Source organism: Enterobacter sp. RHBSTW-00593, assembly GCF_013784105.1.
Taxonomy (GTDB): domain Bacteria; phylum Pseudomonadota; class Gammaproteobacteria; order Enterobacterales; family Enterobacteriaceae; genus Enterobacter; species Enterobacter ludwigii.
The window spans coordinates 2,042,702-2,057,800 of the sequence record NZ_CP056393.1; the positions used below are offsets into that span (position 1 = coordinate 2,042,702).

Here is a 15,099-nt window from a genome sequence, read left to right on the forward strand (position 1 = left end):
TGGTTAAAGTGCGTCATATTATAAAAACAAAACGAGGTAAAAAGCTATTTGCGCAAGGGAATATTCCGTTGCGCAATCTGATTACAGGAGCGTCGTTATGCCGGCGATCAGCCGCTGAACCCCTTGCTCAAGCTTGCTACGCGGGCATCCCGCATTCAGACGGACAAAACCGTTACCCTCTTCGCCGTAGGTGTATCCCGGCATGATGGCGACCTTTTGCTGCTCAATCAGGACTTTTTGTAGCATTTTGTCGTCAAGGTTGAGTGGACGTAAATCGATCCAGGCCAGATACGTGGCTTCGGGTGGCTGCCAGTTGAGCGTCGGAAACGCGCGGTGTAATTCGCGTGCAATGTACGCCAGATTTTCTTCCAGATACGCCCGCAACGCATCCAGCCATGGCTCTCCCTGCTGATAGGCAGCAATGTGGGCCGTCAGCGCCAGCACGGAAGGGGAAGAGAGCCCGTCACGACCTTTTAATGCGCTGAGGTAACCGTTACGGCTCTCTTTATCGCCAATCAGCCCCCAGGCACCGGTGAGCGCCGGTATGTTAAAACTTTTTGAACCAGAGCTCAGAAGTGCCCATTTGCCGCCTGCCACTTCATTCCACGGCGTATGGCGACGGCCTCCCCACACCATATCCATATGAATTTCATCGCTGATCACCGCCACGTCATAACGGGCGCACAGTTCTGCCATGTGACTCAGCTCTTCACGGGTCCAGACTTTACCCGTGGGATTTTGCGGGCTGCACAGCAGCAAAATTTTGTTTTCCGGTTTTGCCAGCGCCGCCTCAAGTGCGGCCCTATTTCCCTGCCAGCCCGTGGCATGTTTTTCCATCGCCACGCCGACCACCTGTCGGGCATTCCCCTCGATAGCCTTATAGAACGCATCGTAAGCGGGGGTGTGGACCACCACGCCGTCGCCGGGAGTTGACCAGAGGCGAATCAGTTCGGATACCATATAAATAACGGAAGGCCCGTACACGAGCGAGTCGGTATCAATGTGGCTGTTAAAGCGCTGCCGGAACCAGTACGCCACAGCGGCGAGAAACTCTTCATTTTTCCAGCGGCTGTAGCCAAACACCCCGTGATGAATACGTTGGTGCAGCGCTTCGGTGATGCAGGGCGCGGTCGCGAAATCCATATCGGAGATGGTGAAGGGCAGCAGATCGGCCGCGCCAAAGCGGTCGGCGACATAGTCCCACTGCGTGCACCAGGTGCCGTGTCGATCCACGACGGTTGAAAAATCGAACATGACTCAAGTCCTTAAAGAAAAACCCCCTCAGCGCGAGGGGGTGAGGCATCAGGCTTCCACTGTACGCATCAGGGTTGCCAGCTCATCTTTCACTGACTGAACCTGCGGGCCGATAACCACCTGCAAATTATGTTGATTTAACTGTACCACGCCGATCGCCCGGTTGGCTTTCAGGGCATTCGTGTCCACTTTCGACATATCCGCCACCGACAGGCGCAGTCGGGTGATGCAGTTATCCAGAGAGGTGATGTTATCCGCACCGCCCAGCGCCGCCAGAATAGCAGGGGTGTTATAGCCGGACTTACCCACGGTACCTGCAACAGCCTGCTCAACGCTGCTGGCGGTATCGGTATCCCGCCCAGGCGTTTTGAGGTTAAAGCGGGTGATGGCGAAGCGGAAAATGCCGTAGTACACCGCGAACCAGATAGCGGCGACCACCGGTACCAGGTACCACTTGGTCGACAACCCGTGCAGGATCCCGAACACCACAAAGTCGATGACGTTGCCGTCGGTATTCCCGATGGTGACGCCCAGCACCGCCATCACGGTGAAGCCCAGACCGGTCAGTACCGCGTGGATGAGATACAGCACTGGCGCGACAAACAGGAACAGGAATTCGATTGGCTCCGTTGTACCGCCCACGACACAGGCGATAACACCGGAAATCAGCAGCCCTTTAATTTTATGGCGGTTTTCCGGACGAGCACAGTGATACATGGCCAGCGCCGCACCCGGCAAGCCGCCGAGGAAGGCCGGCATTTTACCCTGTGACAGGAAGCGGGTCGCACTTTCAGAGAAGCCGTGCGTGGTCGGGCAGCTCAGCTGTGCCTGGAAGATGGTCAGCGCACCGCTCACATCGTGTCCGCACACCTCCATTGTGCCGCCCGCTTCGGTAAAGCGGATCAGCGCCACCAGAATATGTTGCAGACCAAACGGCAGCAGCAGACGTTCGCCGGTTCCGAAGATCATCGGACCAAAGTCGCCCGCACCGTTGATGATGCGGCCAATCCCATTAATCCCCAGCGCAAAGACTGGCCAGATCAGCGGAATAATAAGGCCAAACAGACCCATGACCACAAGGGTTACAATGGGTACAAAGCGGGTGCCCCCGAAGAACGCCAGCGCATCAGGCAGGCGGATATTGTGGAAGCGCTCATGCAGCATCCAGATAATCACCCCGGCGATCACCGCGCCGAGGATCCCGGTATCAATGGACTGAATCCCGATAACGCTCTGAATGTTGTTCGCTTTAAGCACGGCGGCATCGGTGGTGGGCAGAATGCTTTTAGCCGTCAGCCAGAAGTTCACCGCAAGGTTCATTACCGCATAACCGACAAACCCGGCAAAGGCGGCCACGCCTTTGTTCTCGCGTGCCAGACCCAGCGGGATAGCAATACAGAACATCACCGGCAGGAAGCTGAAGGCGAAGGAGCCGACTTTACTCATCCAGATAAAGATCGCCTGCAGCACAGGTGTCCCGAGGAACGGGATCAGCGTGATGACGTCCTTACTGCTCAACGAACTGCCGATCCCGAGCATGATCCCGCAGAACGAGAGGAGTGCCACGGGCAGCATAAAGGTTTTACCCAGTTGCTGGAAAAATTCCCACAGCGATATTTTTTGTGCTGCTTTCGCCGTCATAAAACGACTCCTTTATTGTTAAAATCAGTTTATCTGCTTCAATGCTGCGAGAAGATAAAACGTTTTATCAAAGTTTAGTGCGCTCTGAATCACATTCTCAGGCTTTGACTGGTAGTATAAAGATTACATATTGATAAAACGTTTTACCGATCTCATTTCAGGGAGTCACGCCGACACATGGCTGTAGCGAAAAAAATCACCATCAACGATGTCGCGCTGGCGGCGGGGGTTTCCGTCAGCACCGTTTCACTGGTGCTCAGCGGGAAAGGACGCATTTCTCCCGCGACCGGGCAACGGGTTAACGAGGCGGTTGAGCAACTGGGCTTTGTACGTAACCGCCAGGCATCAGCGCTGCGCGGCGGCCAAAGCGGTGTGATCGGTTTGATTGTGCGTGACCTGACCTCTCCCTTTTATGCCGAACTGACCGCGGGCCTGACCGAAGCGCTTGAAGCGCAGGGACGGATGGTCTTTTTGCTTCACGGCGGTCGCGAGGCCGATCAGCTCCTTTCCCGTCTGGATATGCTCCTTACGCAGGGCGTCGACGGGGTGATCGTCGCCGGCGCGTCGGGGGTGAGTAATGACTTGTGCGAGCGCGCCGCCGAAAAAGGCGTGCCGCTGGTGTTTGCCTCGCGCGCCAGTTATCTGGACGAAGCCGATACCCTGCGACCGGACAACATGCAGGCCGCACAAATGTTGACGGAGCATCTCATTCATCGTGGGCATCAGCGCATTGCCTGGCTTGGCGGAAAAAGCTCGTCCCTGACGCGAGCCGAGCGGGTAGGCGGTTACTGCGCGACGCTGATTAAATACGGCCTCCCGTTCCACAGCGAATGGGTGGTGGAATGCGAATCCAGCCAGAAGAAAGCCGCGGAAGCGATAAACGCGTTATTACGGAGTAGCCCGACGATAAGCGCCGTGATTTGCTATAACGAGGTGATTGCGATGGGGGCCTGGTTTGGCCTGATCCGTGCCGGGCGTCAGAGCGGCGAGGGTGGGGTTGAAACCTTCTTCGGCCACCAGGTGGCGTTAGGGGCATTTGCCGATGTTGGTGAAAACGCGCTGGACGATCTGCCCATTGTCTGGGCCACCACACCTGCCCGGGAGATGGGTTACACGCTGGCGGACAGGATTATGCAGCGCATCGAAAAAGCAGACGTGCAGGCCGGGCACCAGATTGTGTCGGCAAGGTTAGTGACGGTGAAATAGTATTTCGTGGCACCAGTCTGAGTACCTGCAACCGATAATAAAAAACCCCTCAGAGAGGGGTTTTGATGATTACTGCTGTGGTGCAGCGGGTGCAGCGGGTGCAGCGGGTGCAGCAGGTGCTTCAGGCACGGCCGGCGCTGCAGGTTCAGCCGGTTCCGGCATCCCCAGGGCAGGCATACCAAACATCCCGACAAAATCTTCCAGCGGCATTTTATCGCCGTTTAGCGTGACCTGACCGTTGGCATACTGCAGGCTGGTGGAAATGGTGTTGTCTTCCATCTTCGTGATGCGGAACATCTGGCCCATTGCCGCCAGGCCTTTCACCTGCTGGCTCGCCAGCTTGCCGGCATCTTCATCGCCATACCCTTCAAGCTTCGCAATCTGGGTCATAAACTCGGTCGCCATATCCACAGGGATGGTCAGCTTGCTGTCGAGTGACTTCACGCTGCGATCCACTTCCTGCGCCAGCGTCTGAGGTTCACCCGTTGCGGTTGTCGGGTCTTTCAGGAACAGGGACAGATTAAAGTTGGTTTCGCCTTTGCTGTTTTTCCAGCTCAGCGGGGCCACGGTGATAACCGGCTCGCCTTTCAGCAGGATGGGCAGGTTGTTCATCAGCACCGCCATGGCCTGCTGCTGGTAAACTTCCGGATTCTGCTGCAGCGCGGCATTGCTCAGCAGTGCCTGGCTCTCTTTGCTGTATTTCTGGCTAAATTCATGCCATGCCTGACCGTCGATATTGCCAATCTTCAGCGACAGTTTGCCGGTCCCGAGATCCTGGTTCTGCACTTTCAGGCTCTTCAGGGCGTAATCCAGTTGGGTATTGATGCTCTTACCGTCTTTAGACACGTCGGATTTGCCGTCCACCTCCATGCCTTCCAGCACGGCCATCTCTTTCCCTTCAACCGCGATAGCAATCTTGTCAAAAGAGAGTTTCTGATTACCGATACGCTCTTTAAAATCGGTCATCTTGCTGTCGCCGTCGGCTTTCAGGTTATTGAACGTCAGCTGAACCTTTTGACCGTATTCATTGACGGCATTGATCAGGCCGCTCTCTGCTTCACCGGTCAGGGAGAAGACATTTCCATCGCGGTCAGCATCAACCTTGAAATTCCCCCCGCTAAAGGTCACTTTCTCGTTATCTTTCTCGTAGTTCAGTGCTTTCAGATCGATACTGGAACGTGTGTCACCGGCGTAGCTGATGCGGGTGTTAACCTCGAAAGGTGACTCGTTCTTTGCCAGATCAAACAGAGGTTTGGTTAAGTCGTTATTCACCAGTACAGTGTGAACAGACGCCATCGACGGGATCAGGTTAAAAGACGTTAACTGTGCCAGCGGGAACGGACCGTGGCTGACCACTTCATCCAGCACCACGCTTTGGCCCGGTTTCAGCCAGCCATTTTCATTACCGGCAACAGGCTTGACAACCACCTGCATATGGCTGGTAAAGATACCACGCTGATAATTCTGGTAGGCAAGCTCCACGCCTGCTTCCGGCGCGCCACGCTTAAGCTCTCCGTTAGCCTGTGCCACCATCTCAGCCAGACGGTTTTCCAGCTGTTTCCCGGTAAACCAGGAGGCACCTGTCCAGACCACGCCTAACGCTACAATCACTCCTACCGCTACGACCGATTTTTTCATTGCGACTATCCCTAAAATGAAACCAGGCGGTAGAAACCGCCCGGTGATGTAAAGTCTTCAACTAGCTTAGCAAGAGTTGTTAAAAAATTCAGTAAGTGCTTATAGCTTATTAAAAACACGCGCCAGACGACCGGTTCCGCTCACGCTCACCGGCGACTCGTTTGCCGCTACAAATGCCGATTCGCCTGGCTTGAGCACCAGACGCTCGCCACCTTTATGCAGCGTTGCTTCACCCTCAACGCAGAACAGGATTGCCGCGCTCTCCTGCGCGATGGCGGTTTCTGCCGGGCTCAGGTCATGCAGTGAGAAGGCAAAATCATCCACCGGGATCGGGAAGTCCAGCTCCGCACCCTGTTTAACAGGCTGAGTCAGCAGGTGATCCGCAGGCTTCGCCTCAAACTTCACGTTGGCAACCAGCTCAGGGATATCAATGTATTTCGGCGTCAGGCCTGCACGCAGTACGTTGTCTGAGTTGGCCATCACCTCCAGCGCCACGCCCTGCAGGTAGGCGTGCGGGGTTTCAGCAAACAGGAACATCGCCTCGCCCGGGTTCAGCTTCACCACGTTCAGCAGCAGAGGGGAGAACAGGCCGCTGTCGTCCGGGTAGAATTCAGAAATCAGGCGGATGGTATCCCACGGCTCACCGTGCTGGCTGTCCAGCGCTGCTTTCAGCACCGCCAGGGCGTGAGATTTCTCTTCTCCCTGCATGTTCAGCAGGCTGGCGAAAAGCTGGCTCAGGCCTGCTGCATTCGGGTTTTCCAGGAAGTGAGCGATCGCGTTGTTAGCACCCGCCACCGGCTGCAGCAGGGAGATAATTTCTGAGAACTCGCGAAACGCGTTCATCGCCAGGAAGGGAGTCAGCGCAAAGACCAGTTCCGGCTTGTGGTTAGGATCTTTGTAGTTACGCTCGGCCGCATCTAACGGAATACCGGCCGCGTTCTCTTTCGCAAAGCCCATCTCAGAGGCTTTTTTATTCGGGTGAACCTGGATGGAGAGCGGCTGGTCGGCGCACAGCACTTTAAACAGGAACGGCAGCTCACCAAAACGGCTGGCAACCTTGTCACCCAGCAGGGTAGCTTTGTCGGCATCAATCACGTCGCGCAGAGAGCGAACCTGGCCACTTGCGTCTTCAATTTTTGAGCTGCTCTTCGGGTGCGCACCCATCCACAGTTCTGCCATCGGCAGGTTGTTTGGGTTCGCGATACCGTAGAGATCCGTTAACGCAGTTTTACTTCCCCAGGCGTAGTTTTGCACTGAGTTAATGAGTTTTTGCATTATCAAGCCCTGATTCAATGGTGGAATTAACTCCGGGTATTAAAGCAATAAACCACATGGAAGTAACCTGTGGATGTAAAAAGTCGTACTAGTCTCAGTTTTTGTTAAAAAATTGTGTAGGATAAGCTGACTCGCTTTTAAGCGGGCAGCGGAACATCTGCCCAAATAATCAGACTGAAGCAGTAAGTGAGAGAACAATGTCGAACAAACCCTTTCATTATCAGGATCCTTTCCCCCTCAGTAAGGATCAAACCGAATATTACCTGTTAACCCGCGATCACGTCTCCGTCTCTGAATTCGAAGGGCAGGAGATCCTCAAGGTCGATCCGCAGGCGCTGACGTTACTGGCGCAGCAGGCTTTCCACGACGCCTCGTTTATGCTCCGCCCTGCGCACCAGCAGCAGGTTGCCGATATCCTGAGCGACCCGCAGGCCAGCGAAAACGACAAATACGTCGCCCTGCAGTTCCTGCGTAACTCGGATATCGCGGCGAAAGGTATTTTACCTACCTGTCAGGACACCGGCACGGCCATCATTGTGGGTAAAAAAGGCCAGCGCGTCTGGACCGGCGGCGGCGACGAAGCGGCGCTGGCGCACGGCGTGTACAATACCTACACCGAAGACAACCTGCGCTACTCGCAAAACGCGGCGCTGGATATGTACAAAGAGGTCAACACGGGCACAAACCTGCCTGCGCAGATTGACCTGTATAGCGTGGACGGTGATGAATACAAATTCCTTTGCATCGCCAAAGGTGGCGGTTCAGCGAACAAAACCTATCTCTATCAGGAAACCAAAGCGCTGCTCACGCCGGGCAAGCTGAAGAATTATCTGGTTGAGAAAATGCGCACGCTCGGCACCGCTGCCTGCCCGCCGTACCATATTGCCTTTGTGATTGGCGGTACGTCAGCAGAGAGCACCCTGAAAACGGTGAAGCTGGCGTCGACCAAATACTACGACGGCCTGCCTACCGAAGGGAACGAGCACGGCCAGGCGTTCCGCGATGTTCAGCTTGAACAGGAACTGCTGGAAGAAGCGCGTAACCTCGGCCTGGGCGCGCAGTTCGGCGGCAAATATTTTGCCCATGATGTGCGTGTGATCCGTCTGCCGCGCCACGGCGCCTCCTGTCCGGTCGGGATGGGGGTCTCCTGTTCTGCGGATCGTAACATCAAGGCGAAGATCAACCGCGAAGGCGTCTGGATCGAAAAACTGGAGAACAACCCAGGGAAGTACATTCCTGAAGCGTTGCGCAAAGCGGGAGAGGGTGAAGCCGTTCATGTTGACCTGAACCGTCCGATGAAAGAGATTCTGGCGCAGCTGTCTCAGTATCCGGTGTCGACCCGTCTCTCTCTTAACGGAACCATCATCGTTGGTCGTGACATCGCTCACGCGAAACTGAAAGAGCGTCTGGACAACGGTGAAGGGCTGCCGCAGTACATCAAAGATCACCCGATTTACTACGCAGGCCCGGCCAAAACGCCAGAAGGCTACGCCTCTGGCTCGTTAGGCCCGACCACCGCAGGCCGTATGGACTCGTATGTTGACCAGCTGCAGGCCAACGGCGGCAGCATGATCATGCTGGCAAAAGGAAACCGTAGCCAGCAGGTGACGGATGCCTGCCATAAACACGGTGGCTTCTACCTGGGCAGCATCGGCGGTCCGGCTGCCGTACTCGCGCAGGGCAGCATTAAGAGCCTTGAGTGCATTGAATACCCGGAACTGGGTATGGAAGCTATCTGGAAAATTGAAGTGGAAGATTTCCCGGCGTTTATCCTTGTGGATGACAAAGGTAACGACTTCTTCAGGCAGATCCAGTCCTCTCAATGTTCGGCGTGTGTGAAGTAATCTACTATAGCCGGGTGGCGTTCACGTCACCCGGCACATCAAAGAGCGCACAAAGCGCCATATCTTTTCTGTAAAGCACTCAATACTTATCTCTGAAGCATGTGAGCAATCCCGACAGTGTTATCAAGGAGAAAGTAATGACTACGGTACGCCGTGAGAAAGACTCTATGGGCGCGATCGATGTCCCGGCTGACAAGCTATGGGGCGCGCAAACCCAGCGTTCGCTGGAACATTTCCGTATTTCGACCGAGAAAATGCCCGTCTCGCTGATTCAGGCGCTGGCGCTCACTAAACGTGCGGCCGCCAAAGTGAATCAGGATTTAGGCCTGCTGGCGGCAGATAAGGCCACCGCGATTATCACTGCTGCCGATGAAGTGCTGGCCGGCAAGCATCCCGATGAATTCCCCCTCGCCATCTGGCAGACCGGTTCTGGCACCCAGAGCAACATGAATATGAACGAAGTGCTGGCGAACCGGGCAAGCGAACTGCTGGGCGGCGTGCGCGGTATGGAGCGTAAGGTTCACCCGAACGATGACGTAAACAAAAGCCAAAGTTCGAACGACGTCTTCCCGACGGCGATGCACGTGGCGGCGGTGATTGCGCTTCGTGAACAGCTGATCCCGCAGCTCAACGTGCTTAAAACCACTCTTGGCGAGAAAGCGCAGGCTTTCAGCGATATCGTCAAAATAGGACGTACTCATCTGCAGGATGCCACGCCGCTGACGCTCGGCCAGGAGATTTCCGGCTGGGTGGCAATGCTAGAACATAACCTCAAGCACATCGAGTACAGCCTGCCGCATCTTGCAGAGCTGGCGCTGGGCGGAACGGCGGTCGGTACGGGGTTAAATACCCATCCGGAATATGCGGTGCGCGTTGCCGACGAGCTGGCGGCCATCACCGGGCAGCCGTTTATCACGGCGCCGAATAAGTTTGAAGCGCTGGCCACCTGTGATGCGCTGGTTCATACCCACGGTGCCCTCAAGGGTCTGGCAGCGTCGTTGATGAAAATCGCCAATGATGTGCGCTGGCTGGCCTCGGGTCCCCGTTGCGGTATCGGTGAAATTAGCATTCCGGAGAACGAGCCGGGTAGCTCTATCATGCCGGGCAAAGTAAACCCGACCCAGTGTGAAGCCATGACCATGCTCTGCTGTCAGGTAATGGGTAACGACGTTGCCGTTAACATGGGCGGCGCATCCGGTAACTTTGAGCTCAACGTCTATCGGCCGATGGTGATTCACAACGTGCTTCAGTCCATACGCCTGCTGGCGGACGGTATGGAGAGTTTCAACGAGCACTGTGCGTCAGGCATTGAGCCAAACCGCGAGCGCATCAGCCAGTTGCTCAATGAGTCGTTGATGCTGGTGACCGCGCTGAATACCCATATCGGCTACGACAAAGCCGCCGAGATTGCGAAAAAAGCGCATAAAGAGGGGCTGACGCTGAAAGCCTCCGCTCTGGCATTGGGTTACCTGACGGAGGCTGAGTTTGATGCATGGGTACGCCCGGAATCGATGGTCGACAGCCTGAAATAATCACTGCGCCACATACAGGTGCAGCCGCGGAATAATCAGCTGCAGCGGTTGCGCCTGAGGTCTGTAACGATGCTGGACATTTTCAGCATCGTAATTCAGCAGTTCGCCAATATCCGGCACAATGGCCCCCTGATCGGCATCATAAAGTGCGATCAGCGGCGTCGGGCAGGCATACTGTACCTGCTTTTGCTGGCCGGAATACCAGACGCGTGCGATAGGCTGCACCTTCACCGGGCGCTTAATCTTAAGCCGGGTATCCGCCGGCAGTGAGGCGATGCTGTGGTACTCCTGCTCAAGCCGTTCAATCCACTGCTCGCGTGACCACGGTGCGACAGTCCGCGGTGCCTTCAGACTCTTTTCCAGCTGCGCCAGAATGTCATCACGGGTGAAGTTTTTAATGATGTGCTTGTTGGCCCAGCCGAAGCGAAGCGTAGCGGGATGACGCAGTACCGTCAGCGTACGGTAGGCATTCAGGGTGATTAATCCCGGTAGCTGTCGGTGTACCCATTCAAAGCGGGCGGCAGGGGCCAGACCTGACTCTTCAGTGATGATCTTTTCAAACGTCGCCTTAAGCGTGTTGATATGCGCAATCTGGTTTTCCAGTGCTTCTCGCGTTGTTGCATCAGTTTGCAGGCAGATTACGCCCGGCAGACGAACGGCCGCCTTACTGCTGCGGTTTTCTGACTGCTGCTGGATAAACAGGCGACGGTAGTGCCGCAGCGTCAGTTCCAGCGCCGCTTTGCCGATATGCTGCTGTACCTCTATGGTTTCCAGCGGGTCGTGTTCAGCGCCTTTCACCACATCCGGCAGGGTAAAGACGCGCGCGGCTAACAGACGGCAGGTCTGCAAACGTTCGGTCAGGGTCAGTAACTCGTGTTCAATGTCGCGGAATGTGCTGTTCAGCCTTTCGATGAGATCGTACGTCGCCATGATAACTCTTCATTAGTTACAACATACTTATCATATAGCACAGCACGCCGGGTCAGGCCAGCGAGCGATAAAGGTCAGGCAGGGACGGGAAGGGTGATGTTGTGATATACCGGCCAGCTAAAGCAGAAGCGCGCGCCGCCGAGTGCGCTCTCTTCACAATGCACCGTGCCGCCCATCGCCTGCGCGATGGAGTAGACAATTGCCAGCCCGAGCCCACACCCCCCCGTGGCACGATCGCGGCTAGGGTCGAGGCGTACAAACGGCTCAAACACCGTTTCACGCGCTTCCGGGGCGATGCCCGGTCCGTCGTCCTCAACCGTCAGACAGGCCTGACTACCCTGTAAATCTAAGCCAATCTGCAGCGTGCTCTCGCTATAACGCATGGCGTTGTTCATCAGATTATCCAGCACGCGTTCCATCAGACGCATATCCAGTGCACCATAATCGCCGGGCGTGACGTGTGTCAGCAGGGTACGTTGCGGGTTTACGCTCTGGACATCATCGATATGGGTTTGTAACCAGCCGGGCAGGTCCGGCGTACTGAGGTTCAGTTCGTTTTGCGGGCGATCGAGGCGCGCGTAGGTCAGGAGTTCCTCAATGAGGCCCTCAAGCTGACCAATGTCGCGGTTCAGCGCCTGCGACTCGGCCTCCGTCAGGTTTTCGCTCATCTCCAGCCGATAGCGCAGGCGTACCAGTGGCGTACGCAGCTCGTGAGCAATTCCGTCAATGAGCTGTTTTTTACTGATAATCAGCGCATTGATGTTATCGGCCATCTGGTTAAACGCCACGCCAAGACGTTCGAAGCTGGAACCGCTGTCGAAGTGAATGCGCTCGGTAAAATGCCCGTCACCAAAACGTTGCGCAGCAGATTCCAGTTTCAGCATGTCCTGCCAGTGTGGCCTCATCCAGATAAAGACCGGGAACGCGAGCGAAATGGCAATGAAAGCCAGCAGGGCAAGGTCCAGCAGGCGCATCTGGTGCAGATAATAGAGATAAGGTACCGGCCCCACGGCCAGAACGTAATGGCTCCGTGGAATGCGCTGGATAAAGGTATATTTCTCATCCAGCGCCACAATGTCCCCGTCACGCAGTCGCTGCATGGCGGGTGGCTCTAAATCGAAATCCTTCATCGGCTCGATGCGCAGATCAAACGACAGGTTCAGATCCAGCTCTTTTAAGGTCTTGGCCCAGTCGTGTGGCGGAATCTCTCGCAGCTCGCTGCGCATCAGGTAGAGCGAGCTTTTCATTAAATCATCCAGTGACTGCCTGCCCGCACGTTCGGCGGTGAATTTATAGACCAGCCCAACCAGCATGGTCATCACCAGGAAGCAGACAAACAGCAGGAGATAAAACTGTACGAACAGCTTTTTCATTCAATCTCACCGAAAATCAATACGTTAACAACCTGCGTCGAAGACAAACACGCAAACCCAAACTAGTTACACATACCGCTCGGTTTTTTACGGGGTCCGCATTGTGAGTAATCCCACAGAACGTACCCTTTTGATTTCATACAGTCTTCTATTTTTTTGATCCTGGAATCTTGCTGTTCTATCGTTTCGCCCGGCAGCAGGCGGTTGCGACTGAAGCTTTCGTCCCATGAATTGAGCGAATACTTTCGATCAACGCCGCAGGCGTACAAATCCTCACGGCGTTGTTGCACATTGGTATGGCCCGGGGTCCTGGGATTCTGGATAGTCTGAATATACGGAACATAGTCAAAATGACTTGAATCCATATCTGCGACAACGCACCCGGTTAACCCAAAACAGCAGATCAGGCTGAGTGTTCTTATTTTATGCAACTGTCAGACCTCGTCTGCGTAATGTTTTAAACAGTGTCGTTCGGGGAACCGGCATCAGGTTTCCCAGGCGTGAGGCGCGAACAGATAGCCCTTGTTACGCACGGTTTTAATGCGGTACGGCTCAGTGGCATTATCCTGCAGTTTTTTACGCAGGCGCGAAATAGCCACGTCAACGCTGCGATCCATTCCGTCGTAGCTGACGCCGCGCAGGTTTTTCAGTAATGCATCGCGGTCCATGATCTGCCCGGCGTGGGTTGCCAGTTCCCAGAGCAGGTCAAAATCTGCGGTGGAAAGGGCGATAAGCTCGCCAGAAAGCAGAACCTGACGGTTAATCGGATCAATAGACAAGGTACCAAAACGCATCGCTTTGTGCGGGGTCAGCGACTGAGCAGGCGCTTCTCGTTCAACGCTGGCACGCTGGCGTAAATGAAGGCGCAGACGAGCAAGGAGGACGGCAGGGGGCGTGGTTTTCAGAATGTAGTCATTGGCACCCATTTCGAGTGACAAAATATGGTTCATGTCGCTGTCCAGCGAGGTCAGCAGCACGATAGGGCCCTCCCACCGGGCGCGCAGATCGCGGCAGACCGTCATGCCATCTTTGCCGGGCAGCATAATGTCCAGCAGCACCAGGTCCGGGTTTTCACGTAAGACCACCTCTTCGGCACGATCGCCACGAGGCTCAACAATGACGTCCATATCATGTTTACCCAGATAGGCGGCGATCAATTGCCCCACTTCGGGCTCGTCTTCAACATAAACAATCTTATTCATACAACGTCTGTTATCGTGAAAAAAGCCAACATACACCGCACAACCTTAACGTTCCATTAATCTTTCATAATTAACGCCAGTTCCGTTATTCTGGCTCATAGTGTTATTTGATTGTTATAGGGAAAAAGATGGGGCTGGTGATAAAAGCCGCGTTGGGTGCGCTGGTGGTGTTACTGATTGGTATTCTGGCTAAAACCAGGAATTATTATATTGCCGGGCTGATCCCACTCTTCCCGACCTTTGCGTTAATAGCGCACTATATTGTCGCCTCAGAACGAGGCACGGAAGCATTGCGTACGACTATCGTGTTCGGGATGTGGTCGATCATCCCTTATTTTCTTTATCTGCTTTCGCTCTGGTACTTCACCGGTTTTATGCGACTTCCCCTGGCGCTGAGCGGGGCCGTTGTCTGCTGGGGGCTCAGCGCCTGGGTGCTTATCTTCTTCTGGAGCCGCTTTCACTAGCGCAGCGGTCGACCGCCGTCCACGGCAAAGGTTCTGCCAGTGACATAGCAACTGGTGAGCAGATAATCGATAAGATCGATAACCTCTTTTTCACCTGGCGCAATTTTCATCAGCGATTTATTTAGCGCCTGCTGGCGATACTCCGCATCATCGTCTTCGTTGAATAAAATCATCGCCGGGGCGATGGCGTTCACCTTAACTTCAGGGGCAAGTTTACGGGCGAACGAGCGCGTCATGTTATCGAGTGCAGCTTTACTGGCCGCATAGGCGATGTGCTTGTCGCTGCCGCGCTCCACGACGTAATCGGTGAAATGAATAATATCACCCGCCGCATGTCCGTGACCGCGCAACAGGTCGAGCAGGGCATGGTTCAGCAGATAGGGCGCATTGACGTGGATCTGCAGCATGCAGGAGAGCGTTTCGCTGAGTGGCGTACCGGATTTTTCGGGAAGCCAGGCGCTGGCATTATGGATAATGGCGCGCAGCCCGGGGGTGGTAGATTTTACTTTTTCAGCGAAGGCCAGAATACCGTCATCGGTTGAGAAATCGGCCTGAATGCAGATCGCACCGGCTTTGCGTAGCCCCTCAATCGAGGGATATTCGCTGCGGTAACTGATGATGACCGGATGGCGAAGATTGAGAAAGTGATGGGCAAGGGCGAGGCCGATACGACGGCCTCCACCAGTAATCAGTATTGGGCGTTGCTGCGCGTTTCCCATCGTGTTCTCCTTTTCAGTTCA

General features: G+C 55.1%; 12 protein-coding genes. 4 read left to right on the top strand and 8 right to left on the bottom strand.

Annotated features, from left to right (window positions below):
* Positions 1–81 precede the first annotated feature (81 nt).
* Both HV242_RS09690 and malX read right to left on the bottom strand, forming a co-directional pair.
* A complete protein-coding gene (locus tag HV242_RS09690) occupies positions 82–1,254 on the bottom strand; it encodes a MalY/PatB family protein (RefSeq protein WP_032681156.1) in 1,173 nt (390 codons plus the stop codon).
* Between the two features lie 48 nt (positions 1,255–1,302).
* Positions 1,303–2,895, bottom strand: a complete 1,593-nt coding sequence (gene malX, locus HV242_RS09695; protein ID WP_050736696.1) for a maltose/glucose-specific PTS transporter subunit IIBC — start codon at positions 2,893–2,895, stop codon at positions 1,303–1,305.
* Positions 2,896–3,072: 177 nt separating this feature from the next.
* On the opposite strand from malX, the gene HV242_RS09700 reads away from it, so the two are divergent.
* Positions 3,073–4,101, top strand: coding sequence for a Mal regulon transcriptional regulator MalI (locus HV242_RS09700; protein ID WP_014169810.1), 1,029 nt, complete (start codon positions 3,073–3,075; stop codon positions 4,099–4,101).
* 69 nt (positions 4,102–4,170) lie between these two features.
* Here HV242_RS09700 and HV242_RS09705 read toward each other — a convergent pair whose 3' ends face one another.
* Together HV242_RS09705 and manA are read right to left on the bottom strand one after the other, a co-directional pair.
* Positions 4,171–5,739 (bottom strand): YdgA family protein, encoded by a 1,569-nt coding sequence (locus tag HV242_RS09705; protein ID WP_050736697.1) that lies wholly within the window; start codon positions 5,737–5,739, stop codon positions 4,171–4,173.
* 99 nt (positions 5,740–5,838) lie between these two features.
* Positions 5,839–7,014, bottom strand: coding sequence for a mannose-6-phosphate isomerase (gene manA, locus HV242_RS09710; RefSeq protein WP_049022014.1), 1,176 nt, complete (start codon positions 7,012–7,014; stop codon positions 5,839–5,841).
* Between the two features lie 197 nt (positions 7,015–7,211).
* Here manA and fumA point away from each other — a divergent pair, with 197 nt between their 5' ends.
* Both fumA and fumC read left to right on the top strand, forming a co-directional pair.
* Complete coding sequence (gene fumA, locus HV242_RS09715) at positions 7,212–8,858, top strand: class I fumarate hydratase FumA (protein ID WP_025204339.1); 1,647 nt, start codon at positions 7,212–7,214, stop codon at positions 8,856–8,858.
* Between the two features lie 137 nt (positions 8,859–8,995).
* Positions 8,996–10,390 (top strand): class II fumarate hydratase, encoded by a 1,395-nt coding sequence (gene fumC / locus HV242_RS09720; RefSeq protein ID WP_044867810.1) that lies wholly within the window; start codon positions 8,996–8,998, stop codon positions 10,388–10,390.
* Here fumC and tus read toward each other — a convergent pair whose 3' ends face one another.
* From tus to rstA, 3 genes are all read right to left on the bottom strand, one after another.
* Positions 10,391–11,320, bottom strand: coding sequence for a DNA replication terminus site-binding protein (tus, locus tag HV242_RS09725; protein WP_014169815.1), 930 nt, complete (start codon positions 11,318–11,320; stop codon positions 10,391–10,393).
* 74 nt (positions 11,321–11,394) lie between these two features.
* Complete coding sequence (rstB, locus tag HV242_RS09730; protein WP_014169816.1) at positions 11,395–12,693, bottom strand: two-component system sensor histidine kinase RstB; 1,299 nt, start codon at positions 12,691–12,693, stop codon at positions 11,395–11,397.
* Between the two features lie 485 nt (positions 12,694–13,178).
* On the bottom strand, positions 13,179–13,895 hold the full coding sequence (rstA, locus tag HV242_RS09735) for a two-component system response regulator RstA (protein WP_025204337.1): 717 nt from the start codon (positions 13,893–13,895) through the stop codon (positions 13,179–13,181).
* 128 nt (positions 13,896–14,023) lie between these two features.
* Here rstA and HV242_RS09740 point away from each other — a divergent pair, with 128 nt between their 5' ends.
* Entirely contained in the window at positions 14,024–14,359 is a 336-nt protein-coding gene (locus HV242_RS09740; protein ID WP_020884312.1) for a GlpM family protein, read from the top strand.
* On the opposite strand, the gene folM is transcribed toward HV242_RS09740, so the two are convergent.
* Positions 14,356–15,078 (bottom strand): dihydromonapterin reductase, encoded by a 723-nt coding sequence (folM, locus tag HV242_RS09745; protein ID WP_025204335.1) that lies wholly within the window; start codon positions 15,076–15,078, stop codon positions 14,356–14,358. The genes HV242_RS09740 and folM overlap by 4 nt on opposite strands.
* Positions 15,079–15,099 lie beyond the last annotated feature (21 nt).

Excerpts from the sequence above, each read along its gene's own strand:
- rstB (WP_014169816.1), bottom strand. The coding sequence starts at position 12,693 with ATGAAAAAGCTGTTCGTACAGTTTTATCTCCTGCTGTTTGTCTGCTTC.
- HV242_RS09740 (WP_020884312.1), top strand. The coding sequence starts at position 14,024 with ATGGGGCTGGTGATAAAAGCCGCGTTGGGTGCGCTGGTGGTGTTACTG.
- manA (WP_049022014.1), bottom strand. The coding sequence starts at position 7,014 with ATGCAAAAACTCATTAACTCAGTGCAAAACTACGCCTGGGGAAGTAAA.
- fumC (WP_044867810.1), top strand. The coding sequence starts at position 8,996 with ATGACTACGGTACGCCGTGAGAAAGACTCTATGGGCGCGATCGATGTC.
- HV242_RS09705 (WP_050736697.1), bottom strand. The coding sequence starts at position 5,739 with ATGAAAAAATCGGTCGTAGCGGTAGGAGTGATTGTAGCGTTAGGCGTG.
- malX (WP_050736696.1), bottom strand. The coding sequence starts at position 2,895 with ATGACGGCGAAAGCAGCACAAAAAATATCGCTGTGGGAATTTTTCCAG.
- tus (WP_014169815.1), bottom strand. The coding sequence starts at position 11,320 with ATGGCGACGTACGATCTCATCGAAAGGCTGAACAGCACATTCCGCGAC.
- HV242_RS09700 (WP_014169810.1), top strand. The coding sequence starts at position 3,073 with ATGGCTGTAGCGAAAAAAATCACCATCAACGATGTCGCGCTGGCGGCG.
- folM (WP_025204335.1), bottom strand. The coding sequence starts at position 15,078 with ATGGGAAACGCGCAGCAACGCCCAATACTGATTACTGGTGGAGGCCGT.
- HV242_RS09690 (WP_032681156.1), bottom strand. The coding sequence starts at position 1,254 with ATGTTCGATTTTTCAACCGTCGTGGATCGACACGGCACCTGGTGCACG.
- fumA (WP_025204339.1), top strand. The coding sequence starts at position 7,212 with ATGTCGAACAAACCCTTTCATTATCAGGATCCTTTCCCCCTCAGTAAG.
- rstA (WP_025204337.1), bottom strand. The coding sequence starts at position 13,895 with ATGAATAAGATTGTTTATGTTGAAGACGAGCCCGAAGTGGGGCAATTG.